At 62.7% G+C, this 16,928-nt stretch carries 17 protein-coding genes; 3 read left to right on the forward strand and 14 right to left on the reverse strand.

Going from position 1 to position 16,928, the window contains the following annotated elements; all coding sequences use genetic code 11:
- Positions 1–4: 4 nt before the first annotated feature.
- Positions 5–487, reverse strand: a complete 483-nt coding sequence (locus PC358_RS15020; protein WP_033700850.1) for a CinA family protein — start codon at positions 485–487, stop codon at positions 5–7.
- A gap of 54 nt (positions 488–541) precedes the next feature.
- The gene (locus tag PC358_RS15025; RefSeq protein WP_033700851.1) at positions 542–1,609 is read right to left on the reverse strand and encodes a hypothetical protein; all 1,068 of its coding nucleotides are present in this window, start codon (positions 1,607–1,609) and stop codon (positions 542–544) included.
- A gap of 182 nt (positions 1,610–1,791) precedes the next feature.
- Here PC358_RS15025 and mutS point away from each other — a divergent pair, with 182 nt between their 5' ends.
- Positions 1,792–4,365 (forward strand): DNA mismatch repair protein MutS, encoded by a 2,574-nt coding sequence (mutS, locus tag PC358_RS15030; protein ID WP_033700852.1) that lies wholly within the window; start codon positions 1,792–1,794, stop codon positions 4,363–4,365.
- 140 nt (positions 4,366–4,505) lie between these two features.
- Positions 4,506–4,829: a ferredoxin FdxA gene (gene fdxA, locus PC358_RS15035; RefSeq protein ID WP_027595821.1), complete on the forward strand. Its 324-nt coding sequence runs from the start codon at positions 4,506–4,508 to the stop codon at positions 4,827–4,829.
- A gap of 501 nt (positions 4,830–5,330) precedes the next feature.
- Here the strand turns inward: fdxA and rpoS are convergent.
- From rpoS to PC358_RS15075, 8 genes are all read right to left on the reverse strand, one after another.
- Positions 5,331–6,338 carry an RNA polymerase sigma factor RpoS gene (gene rpoS / locus PC358_RS15040; protein ID WP_033700853.1) on the reverse strand — a complete coding sequence of 336 codons (1,008 nt, stop codon included), beginning with the start codon at positions 6,336–6,338 and terminating at the stop codon, positions 5,331–5,333.
- A 108-nt stretch (positions 6,339–6,446) separates the two neighbouring features.
- A complete protein-coding gene (locus PC358_RS15045) occupies positions 6,447–7,304 on the reverse strand; it encodes a peptidoglycan DD-metalloendopeptidase family protein (RefSeq protein ID WP_033700854.1) in 858 nt (285 codons plus the stop codon).
- A 193-nt stretch (positions 7,305–7,497) separates the two neighbouring features.
- Complete coding sequence (locus tag PC358_RS15050; protein ID WP_162181156.1) at positions 7,498–8,136, reverse strand: protein-L-isoaspartate(D-aspartate) O-methyltransferase; 639 nt, start codon at positions 8,134–8,136, stop codon at positions 7,498–7,500.
- A gap of 35 nt (positions 8,137–8,171) precedes the next feature.
- Positions 8,172–8,921 (reverse strand): 5'/3'-nucleotidase SurE, encoded by a 750-nt coding sequence (gene surE, locus PC358_RS15055; RefSeq protein ID WP_033700856.1) that lies wholly within the window; start codon positions 8,919–8,921, stop codon positions 8,172–8,174.
- Entirely contained in the window at positions 8,909–9,967 is a 1,059-nt protein-coding gene (gene truD, locus PC358_RS15060; RefSeq protein ID WP_033700857.1) for a tRNA pseudouridine(13) synthase TruD, read from the reverse strand. The genes surE and truD overlap by 13 nt, the downstream gene beginning before the upstream one ends.
- Positions 9,964–10,437 carry a 2-C-methyl-D-erythritol 2,4-cyclodiphosphate synthase gene (gene ispF, locus PC358_RS15065; RefSeq protein ID WP_033700858.1) on the reverse strand — a complete coding sequence of 158 codons (474 nt, stop codon included), beginning with the start codon at positions 10,435–10,437 and terminating at the stop codon, positions 9,964–9,966. The genes truD and ispF overlap by 4 nt, the downstream gene beginning before the upstream one ends.
- Positions 10,438–10,501: 64 nt before the next feature.
- Entirely contained in the window at positions 10,502–11,356 is an 855-nt protein-coding gene (gene fghA, locus PC358_RS15070; protein ID WP_033700859.1) for an S-formylglutathione hydrolase, read from the reverse strand.
- Positions 11,357–11,364: 8 nt separating this feature from the next.
- Positions 11,365–12,477 (reverse strand): S-(hydroxymethyl)glutathione dehydrogenase/class III alcohol dehydrogenase, encoded by a 1,113-nt coding sequence (locus PC358_RS15075; RefSeq protein ID WP_033700860.1) that lies wholly within the window; start codon positions 12,475–12,477, stop codon positions 11,365–11,367.
- A gap of 107 nt (positions 12,478–12,584) precedes the next feature.
- Here PC358_RS15075 and PC358_RS15080 point away from each other — a divergent pair, with 107 nt between their 5' ends.
- Positions 12,585–13,481: a LysR substrate-binding domain-containing protein gene (locus PC358_RS15080; RefSeq protein ID WP_033700861.1), complete on the forward strand. Its 897-nt coding sequence runs from the start codon at positions 12,585–12,587 to the stop codon at positions 13,479–13,481.
- Positions 13,482–13,483: 2 nt separating this feature from the next.
- On the opposite strand, the gene ispD is transcribed toward PC358_RS15080, so the two are convergent.
- The 4 genes from ispD to kdsA form a co-directional block, all read right to left on the reverse strand.
- Positions 13,484–14,191 (reverse strand): 2-C-methyl-D-erythritol 4-phosphate cytidylyltransferase, encoded by a 708-nt coding sequence (gene ispD / locus PC358_RS15085; protein ID WP_033700862.1) that lies wholly within the window; start codon positions 14,189–14,191, stop codon positions 13,484–13,486.
- The gene (gene ftsB, locus PC358_RS15090) at positions 14,188–14,469 is read right to left on the reverse strand and encodes a cell division protein FtsB (protein WP_004375443.1); all 282 of its coding nucleotides are present in this window, start codon (positions 14,467–14,469) and stop codon (positions 14,188–14,190) included. Before ftsB ends, ispD begins: the two co-directional genes overlap by 4 nt.
- 169 nt (positions 14,470–14,638) lie before the next feature.
- Positions 14,639–15,928: a phosphopyruvate hydratase gene (eno, locus tag PC358_RS15095; protein WP_033700863.1), complete on the reverse strand. Its 1,290-nt coding sequence runs from the start codon at positions 15,926–15,928 to the stop codon at positions 14,639–14,641.
- 154 nt (positions 15,929–16,082) lie between these two features.
- Complete coding sequence (kdsA, locus tag PC358_RS15100) at positions 16,083–16,928, reverse strand: 3-deoxy-8-phosphooctulonate synthase (protein WP_033700864.1); 846 nt, start codon at positions 16,926–16,928, stop codon at positions 16,083–16,085.

Below are 16,928 nucleotides of genomic sequence, written 5' to 3' on the forward strand. Positions count from 1 at the left end.
CGATTTACTCGGCACCAAGCTGTAACAAGCCGTCTAGCGCGGCGATCACCGTTTGTCGGCGCACCGCATCGCGGTCGCCGTCAAACTGGCGGCGTTCGCTGAAGACATGGCTGCCATCGGCCCAGGCCAGCCACACGGTGCCCACCGGTTTGGCCGGCGAGCCACCGTCTGGCCCAGCCACCCCGCTCACCGCCACCGCAAACCGTGCGCCGCTGGCGGCTTGCGCCCCCCGGGCCATGGCTTCGACCACTTCCTGGCTGACCGCACCCACCTGGCCGAACAGCGCCTCGGGCACCCGCAGCTGGCGGGTTTTCTGGGCATTGGAGTAGGTCACGTAGCCGGCTTCGAACCAGGCCGAACTGCCGGGAATGCGGGTGATGGCCTCGGCGATGCCCCCGCCGGTGCAGGATTCGGCGGTGGTCACCTGGGCGTTGAAGCGGCGCAGGTGTTCGCCCAGGCGGGCGGCAAGCGTGGTGATCGGGTCCATGTCAGGCTCCTTGAAGACTGGGCACTACCCTACCACCCCATGACCAGTACAGCCTCAGGAAACCTTCAGGCTGTCCCGGGCAATCGCACTGAACGCAAGCTCGTCGCGCGGCCCAAGGCGAGGCAGCCCGGCTGGCCACTCCTGGGTCCAATCCAGGCCGCCCAGCTTGCGCATGTCCTCGATCGCCGAACGCCACCAGATCACCTTGCAAGCACGCTGGTAATCGTCACTGCCGATGACACTGCCATAAAGAAGCTTGCGGCCGATACCGCGCAGCTCTGGTGGCACGCGCTTGAGGCTCCACTTGACCGATAGCCGGTTGAGCCAGGACGGCACCGGGCGATGCGCCGGCACCTTCAAGGCCAGGCCAGGCATCTTGGCAGCAAAGTGTTCACCGTGACGGGCGAAGAAGATCTCGAGGATGGCGTGGATGTATTGCTTCATTGCAAAGTAGTGGCTGATCACGCCACGCGCCTGGTTGATCTGCGCCCCGTGCAACTCGAACGAGAAAGCGATCTGCTCGATGGTGTGCAACGCTTGCGCGTAGGGCGTCCATGCATCGATACGCTGGATCGCACGCTCGGCGATACCGGCGTTGTCACGGGTAAAGCCCATGACGCCGCTGTTGCACAGCTGCAGCTCGGCGGCCGGCGCAGCGCCATCACGGGCAAGCCCTGTGGTGAAGCCCCGGTAGTAGTCACTGCGTGACGCCTCGGCCCAGCTCATCTCGATTTCGTCCACCAGGTACTGCCCGACATCTACTTGGCTGAACAGCTTCTGCGGCGTTTGCAGGAAGACCGTGTCGGTATCGATGAACACCGTCTTGTCCGCCCATTGCCCGGCATAGGCAATGGCGCAGGCCTTGCGCCGATGCGTGTAGCCACCGTCCCCGGTCCAGGCGTGCAGCGTCTGCTCATCCAGCGCGATCACCTCGACGGGCCACCCTGCGAAGGCCTGCGGCTGGTCGGTCAGCACACGGATCACCGGCAGCTCGGCCGGCTTGCAGCGAGCCAGGGCTGTGAGGATGCTGAACTTGGCCTCCAGCTGATAAATCCGGCGCTCACCATAAAGGAGGTAGATCAGCTGTTGCTTTACATAAGGGACACTGCTGGACAGGTTCATCTACGTCACGGCTGGGGCAGGCAAAAAGTCCGAGCATTCTAGTGGAGTAATCGGCGAAGCTCCATCACTGCCCGCCGAACTGCGCGCACATGCCCTACCGCAGCCGCCTGCATCTGGATGAAAAAGCCTGTACCATTGCCGGTTTACCATCGCCAACCAGATCACCCGCTGTAAGGCCCTGAATGTCTGATCTCTCCGCACACACCCCGATGATGCAGCAGTACTGGAAGCTGAAGCACCAGCACCCGGACCAGCTGATGTTCTACCGCATGGGCGACTTTTACGAGATCTTCTACGAAGATGCGAAGAAAGCCGCGAAACTGCTGGATATCACGCTGACCGCGCGCGGTCAGTCGGCGGGCCAGTCCATCCCCATGTGCGGCATTCCCTTCCATTCGCTCGAAGGTTACCTGGCCAAACTGGTCAAGCTCGGCGAATCGGTGGTGATCTGCGAGCAGATTGGCGACCCTGCCACCAGCAAGGGCCCGGTGGAACGCCAGGTGGTGCGCATCATCACCCCCGGCACGGTCAGCGACGAAGCGCTGCTCGACGAGCGCCGCGACAACCTGATCGCCGCCCTGCTGGGCGATGAGCGCCTGTTTGGCCTGGCGGTGCTGGATATCACCAGTGGCAACTTCAGCGTGCAGGAGATCAAGGGCTGGGAAAACCTGCTGGCCGAGCTCGAACGCATCAACCCGGTCGAGCTGCTGATCCCCGACGACTGGCCGCGCGACCTGCCCGCCGAGAAGCGCCCCGGCGCGCGCCGCCGTGCGCCTTGGGACTTCGACCGCGACTCGGCACGCAAGGCGCTGTGCCAGCAGTTCGCAACCAAAGACCTCAAGGGCTTTGGCTGCGACAAGCTGACCCTGGCCATTGGCGCTGCCGGCTGCCTGCTGACCTACGCCAAGGAAACCCAGCGTACTGCCCTGCCGCACCTGCGCAGCCTGCGCCACGAACGCCTGGACGACACGGTGATCCTCGACGGCGCCAGCCGCCGCAACCTGGAGCTGGACATCAACCTGGCGGGCGGACGCGACAACACCCTGCAGTCGGTGATCGACCGCTGCCAAACCGCCATGGCCAGCCGCTTGCTGAGCCGCTGGCTGAACCGCCCACTGCGTGACCTCAAGGTGCTGCAGGCGCGCCAGGACTCTATCCGCTGCCTGCTCGACGGCTACCGCTTCGAAAAGTTGCAGCCGCAGCTCAAGGAAATCGGCGATATCGAGCGGATCCTCGCCCGTATCGGCCTGCGCAATGCCCGCCCACGCGACCTCGCCCGCCTGCGTGATGCCCTCGGCGCCCTGCCCGAGCTGCAGAACGCCATGGCCGAACTGGAAGCCCCGCACCTGGCGCGCCTGGCGGCCATCACCGGCACCTACCCGGAGCTGGCCAGCCTGCTGGAGCGGGCAGTGGTCGACAACCCGCCGGCGGTGATCCGTGACGGCGGCGTGCTCAAGGCCGGCTACGACAATGAGCTGGACGAGCTGCTGGCGATCAGCGAGAACGCTGGCCAGTTCCTGATCGACCTGGAAGCCCGCGAGAAGGCCCGTACCGGCCTTGCCAACCTAAAGGTCGGCTACAACCGCGTGCACGGCTACTTCATCGAACTGCCGACCAAGCAGGCCGAACAGGCCCCGGGCGACTACATTCGCCGCCAGACCCTCAAGGGCGCAGAGCGCTTCATCACGCCGGAGCTCAAGGCGTTCGAGGACAAGGCACTGTCGGCCAAGAGCCGCGCCCTGGCCCGCGAGAAGATGCTCTACGATGCCTTGCTCGAAACCCTGATCAGCCACCTGGCACCGCTGCAGGACAGCGCCGCCGCCCTGGCCGAGCTGGACGTGCTGAGCAACCTCGCCGAGCGCGCACTGAACCTCGACCTGAATTGCCCCCGCTTCGTCGACGAGCCGTGCCTGCGCATCGAACAGGGCCGGCATCCGGTGGTCGAGCAAGTGTTGACCACGCCGTTCGTGGCCAACGACCTGGGCCTGGACAATAGCACCCGCATGCTGATCATCACCGGCCCGAACATGGGCGGTAAGTCCACCTACATGCGCCAGACCGCACTGATCGTGCTGATGGCGCACATCGGAAGCTTCGTACCGGCAGCCCAGTGCGAGCTGTCGCTGGTGGACCGTATCTTCACCCGTATCGGCTCCAGTGATGACCTGGCCGGCGGGCGCTCGACCTTCATGGTCGAGATGAGTGAAACCGCCAATATTCTGCACAACGCCACCGACCGCAGCCTGGTGCTGATGGACGAAGTAGGCCGCGGCACCAGCACCTTCGACGGCCTGTCGCTGGCCTGGGCCGCCGCCGAGCGTCTGGCCCAGCTACGCGCCTACACGCTGTTCGCCACGCACTACTTCGAACTCACGGTACTACCGGAGAGCGAACCGCTGGTGGCCAACGTGCACTTGAATGCCACCGAGCACAACGAGCGAATCGTCTTCCTGCACCACGTACTGCCAGGCCCTGCCAGCCAAAGCTATGGCCTGGCCGTGGCCCAACTGGCCGGGGTGCCCACTGCCGTGATCCAGCGTGCCCGCGAGCACCTGGGCCGCCTGGAAACGGCGAGCCTGCCGCACGAGCAGCCGCACAGCACAAAGGCCAAGGACGCGCTACACGTCCCGCATCAGAGCGATCTGTTCGCCAGCCTGCCACACCCGGCCATCGAGAAGCTGGGCAAGCTGGACCTGGACGACATGACCCCGCGCCAAGCTATCGAAATGCTATATCAACTAAAGAACCTGTTATAACGGCGCCCACTACAAGCTGGTAGAATCCGCCGCGGTTTGCTGGTGCTGCAGGTTATTAGCCTGGCCTGCAGCCACATACCCGTAAACCGCGCGGCCCTGAGAGGAAGGGCCGCCGCCGTCGCCTGAGGAGAGAACTAGAAATGACCTTCGTCGTCACCGACAACTGCATCAAATGCAAATACACCGACTGCGTGGAAGTCTGTCCGGTGGACTGCTTCTACGAAGGCCCGAACTTCCTGGTCATCCACCCGGACGAGTGCATCGACTGCGCACTGTGCGAGCCGGAATGCCCAGCGCAAGCCATCTTCTCGGAAGACGAAGTGCCATCGGGCATGGAGAACTTCATCGAGCTGAACGCCGAACTGGCGGAAATCTGGCCAAACATCACCGAGCGTAAGGACGCCCTGCCCGACGCTGAAGAGTGGGATGGCAAGACTGGCAAGATTGCAGACCTGGAGCGCTGATAGCGCCCGGAAACGAAAAAGGCCCATGCGGGCCTTTTTTCATTTTCAGCAGGCAAAAAAAAGGGGCGGTTTGACCCGCCCACATTTTTTTCCGTAGTCCCTGATTGTCCCAAACATCGTCCTGATGAAATCGCTTCTTGCGATGTCCTTGGCCTTCTCCCTGAAAGCCTGTGCATGTCCGTGTGCACAGTTCGAATACTAGCGATTTCAGGGGGGCAGACAACCGCAGAACCTCACAGGATATTGCCGTGGACACATTTCCTCGCATCCAAATAAATCATGTTTTTCAATGAGTTGGGATTAAACCGGATCTGAAAACGACAATGATTTACTGATGGTTGCATAGATTGCTTACACAACAAGTAAGCAATCGCTTACACGCAATGTTACTGGGGTGGCGCATTACACAATGCCGGCTGGCAGCTACGGTGCAGCAGTGCTGTTACGCGCATACAAAAACGCCCCGAACTATCGGGGCGTCTTGTGCTTGCGAACAGCGTATTACTGGAACAACGACTCGCTGGACAGACCGTTCTTCTCGAGGATCTCGCGCAGACGCTTGAGCCCCTCTACCTGGATCTGCCGTACACGCTCACGGGTCAGGCCGATCTCCAGGCCAACATCCTCCAAGGTGCTGCTCTCGTGCCCGCGCAGACCAAAGCGACGCACTACCACCTCGCGCTGCTTGTCGGTCAGCTCTCCCAACCACTGATCGATGCTCTGCGACAGGTCGTCATCCTGCAGCAGCTCACACGGGTCGGTCGGGCGGTCATCGGTGAGGGTATCGAGCAGCGTCTTGTCCGAGTCTGGGCCAAGGGAAACGTCCACCGAAGAAACCCGCTCATTGAGCCCCAGCATGCGCTTGACCTCAGCGACAGGCTTCTCCAGCAAGGTGGCGATTTCTTCTGGCGAGGGCTCGTGGTCGAGCTTCTGGGTCAGCTCCCGCGCGGCACGCAGGTAAACGTTGAGTTCCTTGACCACATGGATCGGCAGGCGAATGGTGCGGGTCTGGTTCATGATCGCCCGCTCGATGGTCTGGCGAATCCACCAGGTCGCATAGGTCGAGAAACGGAAACCACGCTCCGGGTCGAACTTCTCGACCGCGCGGATCAGCCCCAGGTTGCCTTCCTCGATCAGGTCGAGCAACGACAGGCCGCGATTCACGTAACGACGGGCAATTTTGACAACCAGGCGCAGGTTGCTTTCGATCATGCGCTTGCGGCCGGCGGGGTCGCCTTTTTGCGACAGGCGCGCAAAATGCACTTCCTCCTCCGGCGACAGCAGAGGCGAGAAGCCGATTTCGTTGAGGTACAACTGGGTAGCATCAAGTGCCCGAGTGTAATCGATGTACTTGTGCTGCTTGAGCGAAGAGCCGGACTTGGCCCTGGTCCGAACCGAAGGTACAGCAGGTTCGTCTGACACCACATCCGTTTCCAAAACGATGCCCGTCTCCATTAGGAGGACGTCATCGTCGATGTCAAACTCCGGCGCTTCTTTATTGAGAGCCATTGTTATAGTCCTTTGCTGAGTTCGAACTCAGACTCGAGCGGCACCTGTATCCCTGGCAGCGCTGGAGCCTGTCCCCTCTACATCACAGGAACAGGCCGGGTACAACAATCAACGGCGTGGCAGGAACTGGAGTGGATCGACGGGTTTGCCCTGGCGGCGAATCTCGAAATGCAGCTTCACCCGATCAGTGCCCGTGGACCCCATTTCAGCAATCGACTGCCCAGCCTTGACCTGCTGCCCCTCCCGAACCAAAAGCCTGCGGTTGTGACCGTAGGCACTGACGTAGGTATCGCTGTGCTTGATGATGATCAGCTCGCCGTAGCCCCGCAAGCCACTCCCGGCGTAGACCACTGCACCACCAGACGCAGCAAAAACAGGCTGTCCCAAATCACCGGCGATATCAATGCCTTTATTCAAACTACCGTTTGAAGCAAATTTTCCAATCAGCACCCCGTTGGCCGGCCAGGTCCAGCCCCCTACCGCACGCTCTGCAGCCGGCACGGTTGCCACCACCGGCGCAGGGATTGTCGGGGCCGTGGTTGCCGGCTTGGTGGTACTGGCAGGTGCGCTGCCGGCGCTGCCAACAGGCCGACGGATGACCGTGGTCTTGCTCGAGGACGACGGGCTGGACACCACCGTGGTGCTGCCCGTGGAACCGCTGCTGAATCGAATCGGCTGGCCGGGGCGAATGGTATAAGGCGCCGGGATGCCGTTACGGGCAGCCAACTCCTTGTAGTCCCAGCCGTAACGGAAGGCGATGGAGAACAGCGTATCGCCCGGCTTGACGATGTATTGCCCGGAGGTCACCGTCGGCCGCTTGGGCGCTGCATTGTTACGGTCGACCACCCGCGCACTCGTCGAGCTGGTGCTGGAGCAACCCGCCAGCAAGGTGCCCATGGCCAGTGCAAGCACCAGAAGCTTGAAACCCGCCCAATCCTTGCGCTGCCGAATGCCTGTGTGCCCCACCCGCGCTCCCCTCATGGTGCCGAATACCGAAATAACGATAAGAAATGCAATATTGTTGCAATTATAACCGAGCCCACCTGCATTAGGTGGGCGGCTGCAAAAGCCCGCTACCGGCAGCGCCATAGCGGATCACCCCGCCAGATAGACAGGGCGATGGCGCAAGAATTCGTCGCTGCCGTAAATATTCCGTGGTTCAGGCCAGCGGGCCATTGAGCAACGGCACGAAGCGCACGGCCCCGAGGACACGCCGGGAGAACCCGTGTTCCTCGCGCACGATCAGCATCAACTGCTGCGCCTCGCCTGCCGGGCCCACCGGAATCACCATGCGCCCGCCTGGCGCCAACTGGTCGAGCAGTGCTTGTGGCACTTCGGGCGCCACTGCGGTGACGATGATGCCATTGTAGGGTGCCAGCGCCTGCCAGCCCTCGCAACCATCCCCCCAGCGGAACACCACGTTACGCAGGTTCAGCTCCACCAGGCGCTCCTTGGCGCGATCCTGCAGCACCTTGATGCGCTCCACCGAGAACACCCGCTCGACCAGTTGGGCAAGTATCGCCGTCTGGTAACCCGAGCCAGTGCCGATCTCCAGCACCTTGTCCAGCGGCCCTGCTTCAAGCAGCAGCTCGCTCATGTGCGCCACCATGAACGGCTGCGAGATGGTCTGGTTGTGGCCGATAGGCAGTGCGGTGTCTTCGTAGGCGCGATGCGCCAATGCCTCGTCGACGAACAGGTGGCGCGGGGTACGGCGGATCGCGTCGAGCACCTTGGTGTTCGCCACGCCCTCTTCGCACAGGCGCTGTATCAGCCGCTCCCGGGTGCGCTGGGAGGTCATGCCGATACCCCGGCGCAGCATATCGTCCTCGCGCATCAGAGCAGGCCCTCCAGCCAACCGTCGAGCTGTTCGAAAGCATCGTTGAAGGTGCGGTCGAGTTGCAGCGGGGTGATCGATACGTAGCCTTGCATCACCGCGTGGAAGTCCGTGCCAGGGCCACCGTCCTCCGCATCACCAGCCACGGCAATCCAGTAACCTTCCTTGCCGCGCGGGTTGACCACCTTGGTCGGTGCCGCCGCCCGCGCCCGGTGACCGAGGCGGGTGAGCTGGATGCCACGGATATGCTCCAGCGGCAGGTTGGGAATGTTGACGTTGAGCACGGTACGCGGCGGCAACTGCAGGCGCGACTGCGCCTCCACCAGGCGCCGGGCGATGTAGGCTGCGGTGGGCAGGTTGTCGGGCTGGCGCGACAGCAACGAAAACGCCAGCGACGTGTTGCCCAGGAAGCGGCCTTCCAGCGCGGCGGCGACCGTGCCCGAATACAGCACGTCGTCGCCCAGGTTGGCCCCCAGGTTGATCCCCGACACCACCATGTCCGGCGTCTGCGCCAACAGCCCGTTGAGCCCCAGGTGCACGCAGTCGGTCGGCGTGCCGTTGAGGCTGATGAAGCCGTTGGCCAGGGTCTGCGGATGCAGCGGCCGGTCCAGCGTCAGCGAACTGCTGGCGCCGCTCTTGTCTTGATCCGGGGCAATTACCACGCACTCGGCGTAATCCACCAGCGCAGCATGCAGCGCGGCGAGGCCTGGTGCGGTAACACCGTCGTCGTTCGAAATCAGAATACGCATGGGCTGTCCGTCTGCCCTGCCGGCACCAGATCCACGACTTCGCGCACTACTACGGTGGCGAAGCATCCGGCCGGAAGGACGAATTCCAGTTGCAGGATATCAGGCTCCGGATAATGCCACGTCAGGCCGCCAATAGGGAGCCGCAGAATGCGCCGTTCGTGATCCATGCCCGCTTGGGCCAGCCAATGGCAAAGTGCCGGCTGCCGTGCCGCAATTGCCGCTTCCAACTCGCCAGTGGCACCCCCGGCGGGCGTTTCGCCCTCGCCCCACAACGCACCGGTGGGATGCAGATCGAGAATATCCAGCCGCGGATCTGAACATTCCTGCTCTGTAGCAGGAAAGAAACTACGGCTAGTGGTGAATGCCAGGAGGTCACCGACCTGCGCACGTGCCCAGCTACCGTCGGCAACACGGGCGGCGAGGATCTGGTTGAACAGGTAGCTGCGCCCCGCCGAGAGCAGGCGCGAACGCACGTTGCGCTGCTCGGGCAGGGCTTTGCGTGCGGCCCAGTCGAGCGCGTCGTGGACATTGCCACCAGCATGGCCGAAGCGCTGGCTGCCGAAGTAGTTCGGCACACCGTGCTGCTTGAGCGCTTCCAGGCGCGCGTCCAGCGCCTGATGATCGGCGGCAAGGCCGGTCAGGCGGAGGGTGAAGCCGTTGGCCGAATGCGCGCCACGCTGCAGCTTGCGCTGGTGGCGTACCTGTTTGAGCACGCGCAGGCTGGCATCCTCGGCACGCGACAGGTCGGGGTCGGCCTTGCCGGGCAGGTGCAGGCTGAACCACTGGCGGGTCAGGGCCTGGCGGTCCTTGAGCCCGGCATAGCTGATCGAACGGGCCGGCACGCCAGCGGCGCGAGCCAGTCGGCGGGCGGCTTCTTCGGTGTTGAGGTCGCGTTTTTCAACCCACAGCCACAGGTGCTCACCTTGGCCGGACAACGGAATGTCCAGCACCTCGTCGACCTGGAAGTCTTCAGCCACGGCCTTGAGTACCGCAGTCCCCAGGGGTTCGCCCGATGCGCGCGGGCCCAGCAGTTCCAGTTCGGTCATGCTGGCAGCAGCAGGGCCACCGCGTGCACGGCGATACCCTCCTCACGGCCGGTGAACCCCAGCTTCTCGGTGGTGGTGGCCTTGACGTTGACTTGGTCGAGTTCCACCTGCAGGTCCTCGGCGATCAACTGGCGCATGGTCTCGATGTGCGGCGCCATTTTCGGTGCCTGGGCGACGATGGTGGCGTCGACGTTGCCCACCTTCCAGCCCTTGCCCTGGACGATGCCGACCACATGGCGCAACAACGCACGGCTGTCGGCGCCCTTGAACTGTGGGTCGGTATCGGGGAAGTGCTTGCCAATGTCACCCAACGCAGCGGCACCGAGCAAGGCATCGCTGAGGGCGTGCAGCAGCACGTCACCGTCGGAGTGGGCCAGAAGGCCATGTTTGTGGGGGATACGGACCCCGCCCAGGGTAATGAAATCACCGTCACAGAAACGGTGCACATCGTAGCCATGGCCAATACGCATAGAAAAACGCCCTGATTGAGTCAGGGCGTGATTCTACCTGCTTTGTGCCGTATTGGGGCTGCGCTTATACCCGCCCCAGTGCCGCCGCGTGATGGCGCAAGTGCGTGTCGATGAAGCTGGCGATGAAGTAGTAGCTGTGGTCATAGCCAGGCTGCAGACGCAGGGTCAGCTCATGCCCACCTTTGCGCGCCGCTTGCTCCAGCGCCTCGGGCTTGAGCTGCTTCTCGAGGAAGTCGTCACGGTCGCCCTGATCCACCAGCAACGGTGGGCAGCTGCCTGCAGGCGTTTCCGCCAGCAGCACACTGGCATCCCACTCGCGCCAGCGTGCACGATCGTCACCCAGGAAGCGGCTGAAGGCCTTTTCGCCCCACGGGCAATCCATCGGGTTGCTGATCGGCGAAAACGCCGATACCGAGCGGTAGCGCCCCGGGTTGCGCAAGGCACACACCAATGCGCCATGCCCCCCCATCGAGTGGCCACTGATGCTGCGCTGGTCGGACGCCGGGAAGTGCGCCTCGATCAGGGCTGGCAGCTCCTCCACCACGTAGTCATGCATGCGGTAATGCTGCGCCCAGGGTTGCTGGGTGGCATTGAGGTAGAAGCCGGCCCCCAGGCCAAAGTCCCACGCGCCGTCGGGGTCGCCGGGCACCTGCTCGCCGCGCGGGCTGGTGTCGGGTGCGACGATGATCAGCCCAAGCTCGGCAGCCAGGCGCTGGGCGCCGGCCTTCTGCATGAAGTTCTCGTCGGTGCAGGTCAGGCCGCTGAGCCAGTACAGCACCGGCAGCTTCGCGCCCTGTTCGGCCTGTGGCGGCAGGTACACGGCAAACACCATGTCGCAGCCGAGCACCTTGGAGTGATGACGGTACCGCTTGTGCCAGCCGCCGAAGCTCTTCTGGCAAGAGATGTTGTCCAGGCTCATGGCAGACCTCAGAAGTGGATCACGCTACGGATGCTCTTGCCTTCATGCATCAGGTCGAAGGCCTTGTTGATGTCTTCCAGGCCCATGGTGTGGGTGATGAACGTATCCAGCGGGATCTCGCCCTTCTCGGCCATGTCGACGTAGCTTGGCAGCTCGCTGCGCCCGCGCACGCCACCGAACGCCGAACCGCGCCAGACGCGACCGGTCACCAGTTGGAACGGACGGGTGGCGATTTCCTGGCCGGCACCGGCAACACCGATAATGACCGACTCGCCCCAGCCCTTGTGGCAGCACTCCAGGGCCGCGCGCATCAGTTGCACATTACCGATGCACTCGAAGGAGAAGTCCACGCCGCCGTCGGTGAGGTCGACGATCACTTCCTGGATCGGGCGGTCGTACTCTTTCGGGTTGATGCAGTCGGTGGCACCCAACTGGCGGGCGATTTCGAACTTGGCCGGGTTGATGTCGATGGCGATGATGCGCGAGGCCTTGGCCTTGACTGCGCCAATGATCGCCGACAGGCCGATGCCGCCAAGGCCGAAGATGGCTACGGTATCACCGGGCTTGACCTTGGCGGTGTTGAGCACGGCACCGATACCGGTGGTGACGCCGCAACCGAGCAGGCAGACCTTCTCCAGCGGGGCTTCCTTCTGGATCTTGGCCACGGAAATTTCCGGCAGCACGGTGTACTCGGAGAAGGTCGACGTGCCCATGTAGTGGAACAGCTGCTGGCCTTTGTAGGAGAAGCGCGTGGTGCCGTCAGGCATCAGGCCCTTGCCCTGGGTGGCGCGAATGGCTTGGCACAGGTTGGTCTTGCCCGAACGGCAGAATTTGCACTGGCCGCACTCCGGGGTGTAGAGCGGAATGACATGATCGCCCACGGCCACCGAGGTCACGCCCTCGCCCACCGCCTCGACGATCGCGCCACCTTCGTGGCCAAGGATCGAGGGGAAGATCCCTTCAGGGTCAGCACCGGACAGGGTGTAGGCGTCGGTGTGGCAGACACCGCTGGCAACCACGCGCAGCAGCACTTCGCCAGCCTTGGGCATGGCCACGTCCACTTCGACGATTTCCAGGGGTTTCTTGGCTTCGAAGGCTACGGCAGCACGGGACTTGATCATCAAAGGTCTCCAGACAGAAGGTCAGTTCAGTCTCGCAGTGTAATTCATGCTTTTTTGATGAATAATCCAGGCAAAGACAAAACATTATTGCCATGCAGGGATAATCAATGAGCAGCCGCTGGGAAGGCATCGACGAATTCGTTGCGGTGGCCGAGTCTGGCCAGTTCACCGCCGCAGCTGAGCGCCTGGGTGTGTCGTCCTCGCATATCAGCCGTCAGATCGCGCGGCTGGAGGAGCGCCTGCAGACGCGCCTGCTGTACCGCAGCACCCGACGCGTCACCTTGAGCGAAGCCGGGCAGACGTTCCTGCAGCACTGCCAACGCCTGCAGGATGGCCGTGAAGAAGCCCTGCGCGCGATGGGCGACCTGGCCAGCGAACCCAAGGGCTTGCTGCGCATGACCTGTGCAGTGGCCTATGGCGAGCGTTTCATCGTGCCACTGGTGACGCGCTTCATGGCGCAGTACCCACAACTGCGGGTTGACGTGGAACTGAGCAACCGCACGCTGGACCTGCTGCATGAAGGCATGGACCTGGCCATTCGCCTCGGCCGGCTGGCCGACTCCAGGCTGGTTGCCGCCCGCCTGGCACCGCGGCGCATGTTCCTGTGCGCCTCGCCGGCTTATCTGGAGCGCTACGGTCGGCCGCACAGCCTGTCGGAACTGGCCCGGCACAACTGCCTGATTGGCAGTTCGGACCTGTGGGCGCTGCTGCAGGACGGCCGCGAGATCAGCCAGCGGGTGCAGGGCAACTGGCGCTGCAACAGCGGGCAAGCCGTGCTGGACGCGGCTTTGCTGGGGATGGGCCTGTGCCAGTTGCCGGACTATTACGTGCTGGAGCACCTCAACAGCGGTGCGCTGGTATCCCTGCTGGAGGCGCATCAGCCACCGAATACGGCAGTGTGGGCGCTGTACCCACAGCAACGGCATCTGTCGCCGAAGGTTCGGCGATTGGTGGATTACCTGAAAGAAGGGCTGGCGGGGTTGCCGGAGTACCGACTGGGCTGACTTCAGCGCCGCCCAGCCCAGCGCTGGCGCAACCACTCCAAATCTTCCGGCCGGGTCACCTTGATGTTGTCGCTGCGGCCCTCTATCAGCCGCGGCGCCTGGCCGGACCATTCGATGGCTGACGCCTCGTCAGTGACCACCACATCGGAAACCAGGCACTCGGCCAGCGCTCGGTGCAAGGCGCCGAGGCGGAACATCTGCGGTGTATAGGCCTGCCAGATGGTGCTGCGGTCTACGGTGGCCGTGACCCGGCCCGTAGCATCGGCACGCTTCAATGTATCGCGCGCCGGTACTGCCAACAGGCCGCCAACAGGGTCATTGGCCAACGCTGACAACAGTTTGTCCAGGTCGGTACGCGCAAGGTTCGGCCGCGCAGCATCGTGCACCAGCACCCAGTCGTTGTCCGAAGCCCCTTGCGCATGCAGCAGCAGCAAGGCGTTGAGCACCGAGTCGGCGCGCTCGCGGCCACCCGCCGCGCGCTGGATGCGCGGATCGCTGGCGCAGCGCAGGCCTGGCCAGTACGAGTCATCTTCGGCAATGCTGACTACTACGCCCTTGAGCGTGGGGTGGCCAAGAAAACAGTCGAGGCTGTGCTCGAGAATAGTCTGCCCGGCCAGCTCCAGGTACTGCTTGGGGCGGTCGGCAGCCATGCGGGCACCAACGCCCGCAGCAGGAATCACGGCCCAGAAGGCCGGTAATGTATCAGTCATTTTTGCGGCAACTGGAAGAGGGTTTCGCCCTCTTTGACCATCCCCAATTCATGACGAGCCCGTTCTTCCACGGTCTCCATACCTTTCTTCAACTCCAGGACTTCTGCGTCAAGCACGCGGTTACGTTCAAGCAGACGCTCGTTTTCGGCATGCTGCTCGGCGATCTGCTGCTTGAGCTCGGTCACTTGCGCCAGGCTGCCGTTGCCCACCCAAAGGCGGTACTGCAGGCCACCCAACAGCAGAAGCAGAACGAGGAACAACCAATAGGGACTGCGCATCAAGGTATCCAGGTTAAAAAGACCGCCGCGTACTGTTCACTTCGGGGCCTCGAATAGCACGAAGCCTGGCCGAGGCCAGGCTTCGTCGACAGAAACCCGTTGGAAGTGTAGGAACATTCAGTACGAATGTTCCTACAGCTCCGGCTGCTGTCTTTTTACCATCTCTTGCTTAACCGCGAAACTCGGTACGACCACGGTAAACCGCCTTGGCACCCAGTTGCTCTTCGATGCGCAGCAGTTGGTTGTACTTCGAAACGCGGTCGGAACGGCACAGCGAACCGGTCTTGATCTGGCCAGCAGCAGTACCCACGGCCAGGTCGGCGATGGTCGAGTCTTCGGTTTCACCGGAACGGTGCGAGATCACCGCGGTGTAGCCGGCAGCCTTGGCCATCTGGATGGCTTCCAGGGTTTCGGTCAGCGAACCGATCTGGTTGAACTTGATCAGGATCGAGTTACCGATGCCCTTTTCGATGCCTTCCTTGAGGATCTTGGTGTTGGTCACGAACAGGTCGTCACCGACCAGTTGCACCTTCTCGCCGATCTTGTCGGTGAGGATCTTCCAGCCAGCCCAGTCGGACTCGTCCAGGCCGTCTTCGATCGAGATGATCGGGAAGCGCTCGGTCAGGCCTTTCAGGTAGTCGGCAAAGCCTTCGGCGTCGAACGACTTGCCTTCGCCGGACAGGTTGTACTTGCCGTCTTCGTAGAATTCGGAAGCCGCGCAGTCCAGGGCCAGGGTCACGTCGGTACCCAGCTTGTAGCCTGCTTTTTCCACGGCTTCAGCGATGGCGGCCAGGGCGTCTTCGTTGGAAGCCAGGTTCGGCGCGAAGCCGCCTTCGTCACCAACGGCAGTGTTCAGGCCGCGAGCCTTCAGTACCGCCTTGAGGTGATGGAAGATTTCGGTGCCCATGCGCAGGCCGTCGGAGAAGGTCTTGGCGCCAACCGGCTGCACCATGAACTCCTGGATATCGACGTTGTTGTCGGCGTGCTCGCCGCCATTGATGATGTTCATCATCGGAACCGGCATCGAGTACTGGCCCGGGGTGCCGTTCAGGTTGGCGATGTGCGCATACAGCGGCAGGTCCTGGTCCTGGGCAGCGGCCTTGGCGGCAGCCAGGGAAACAGCCAGGATGGCGTTGGCGCCCAGCTTGGCTTTGTTCTCGGTACCGTCCAGGTCGATCATGGCGCGGTCCAGAGCCTTCTGGTCGGAAGGGTCCTTGCCCAGCAGCAGGTCGCGGATCGGGCCGTTGATGTTGGCGACGGCCTTCAGCACGCCCTTGCCCAGGTAACGGCTCTTGTCGCCATCACGCAGCTCCAGCGCTTCGCGCGAGCCGGTGGAAGCACCGGACGGCGCGCAAGCGCTACCGATGATGCCGTTGTCGAGCAGTACATCGGCTTCCACGGTGGGGTTGCCACGCGAATCGAGAACTTCACGACCTTTGATGTCGACGATTTTTGCCATTGTTGTAAGCACTCCAGAATTGACGAAAACAACGCAGCTTAGGAAATCCTTGCACTTCACCAGGCGGGGTATGCAGCAGGCAGGCCTGATAAAAGCACTCCCTGACCAAACGGTCAGGGAGAGAACGGGCGGTACTTTACCCGAGAAATGAGCTTTACGCGGTTTCTACCGTCGGAAAACTTTTCACCAGGTCGTCCAATTGCTTGAGCTGGGCCAGGAACGGCTCCAGCTTGTCCAGGCGCAGGGCGCATGGACCATCGCACTTGGCGTTGTCCGGATCGGGGTGGGCCTCGAGGAACAGACCAGCCAGGCCCTGGCTCATGCCGGCCTTGGCCAGGTCGGTGACCTGGGCGCGGCGGCCACCGGCAGAGTCCGAGCGGCCGCCCGGCATTTGCAGGGCGTGGGTCACATCGAAGAATACCGGGTACTCGAACTGCTTCATGACACCGAAGCCGAGCATGTCCACTACCAGGTTGTTGTAGCCGAAGCTCGAACCCCGCTCGCAGAGGATCAACTGATCGTTACCGGCCTCTTCGCACTTGGCCAGGATGTGTTTCATCTCCTGGGGTGCGAGAAACTGGGCCTTCTTGATGTTGATCACCGCGCCGGTCTTGGCCATGGCCACCACCAGGTCGGTTTGGCGCGACAGGAAGGCCGGCAACTGGATGATGTCGCAGACCTTGGCCACCGGCTCGGCCTGGTAGGGCTCGTGCACGTCGGTGATTACCGGCACGTTGAAGGTGCGTTTGATCTCTTCGAAGATCTTCAGCCCCTCTTCCATGCCCGGGCCACGGTAGGACGCCACAGACGAACGGTTGGCCTTGTCGAAGCTGGCCTTGAACACGTACGGAATACCGAGCTTCTCGGTCACCCGCACGTACTCTTCGCAGACCTTCAGGGCCAGGTCACGGGACTCCAGAACGTTCATGCCGCCGAACAGGACGAACGGCTTGTCGTTGGCGATCTCGATGTTACCGACGCGAATGATCTTCTGGGTCAT

Source organism: Pseudomonas capeferrum (assembly GCF_000731675.1).
GTDB classification, from domain to species: Bacteria; Pseudomonadota; Gammaproteobacteria; order Pseudomonadales; family Pseudomonadaceae; genus Aquipseudomonas; species Aquipseudomonas capeferrum.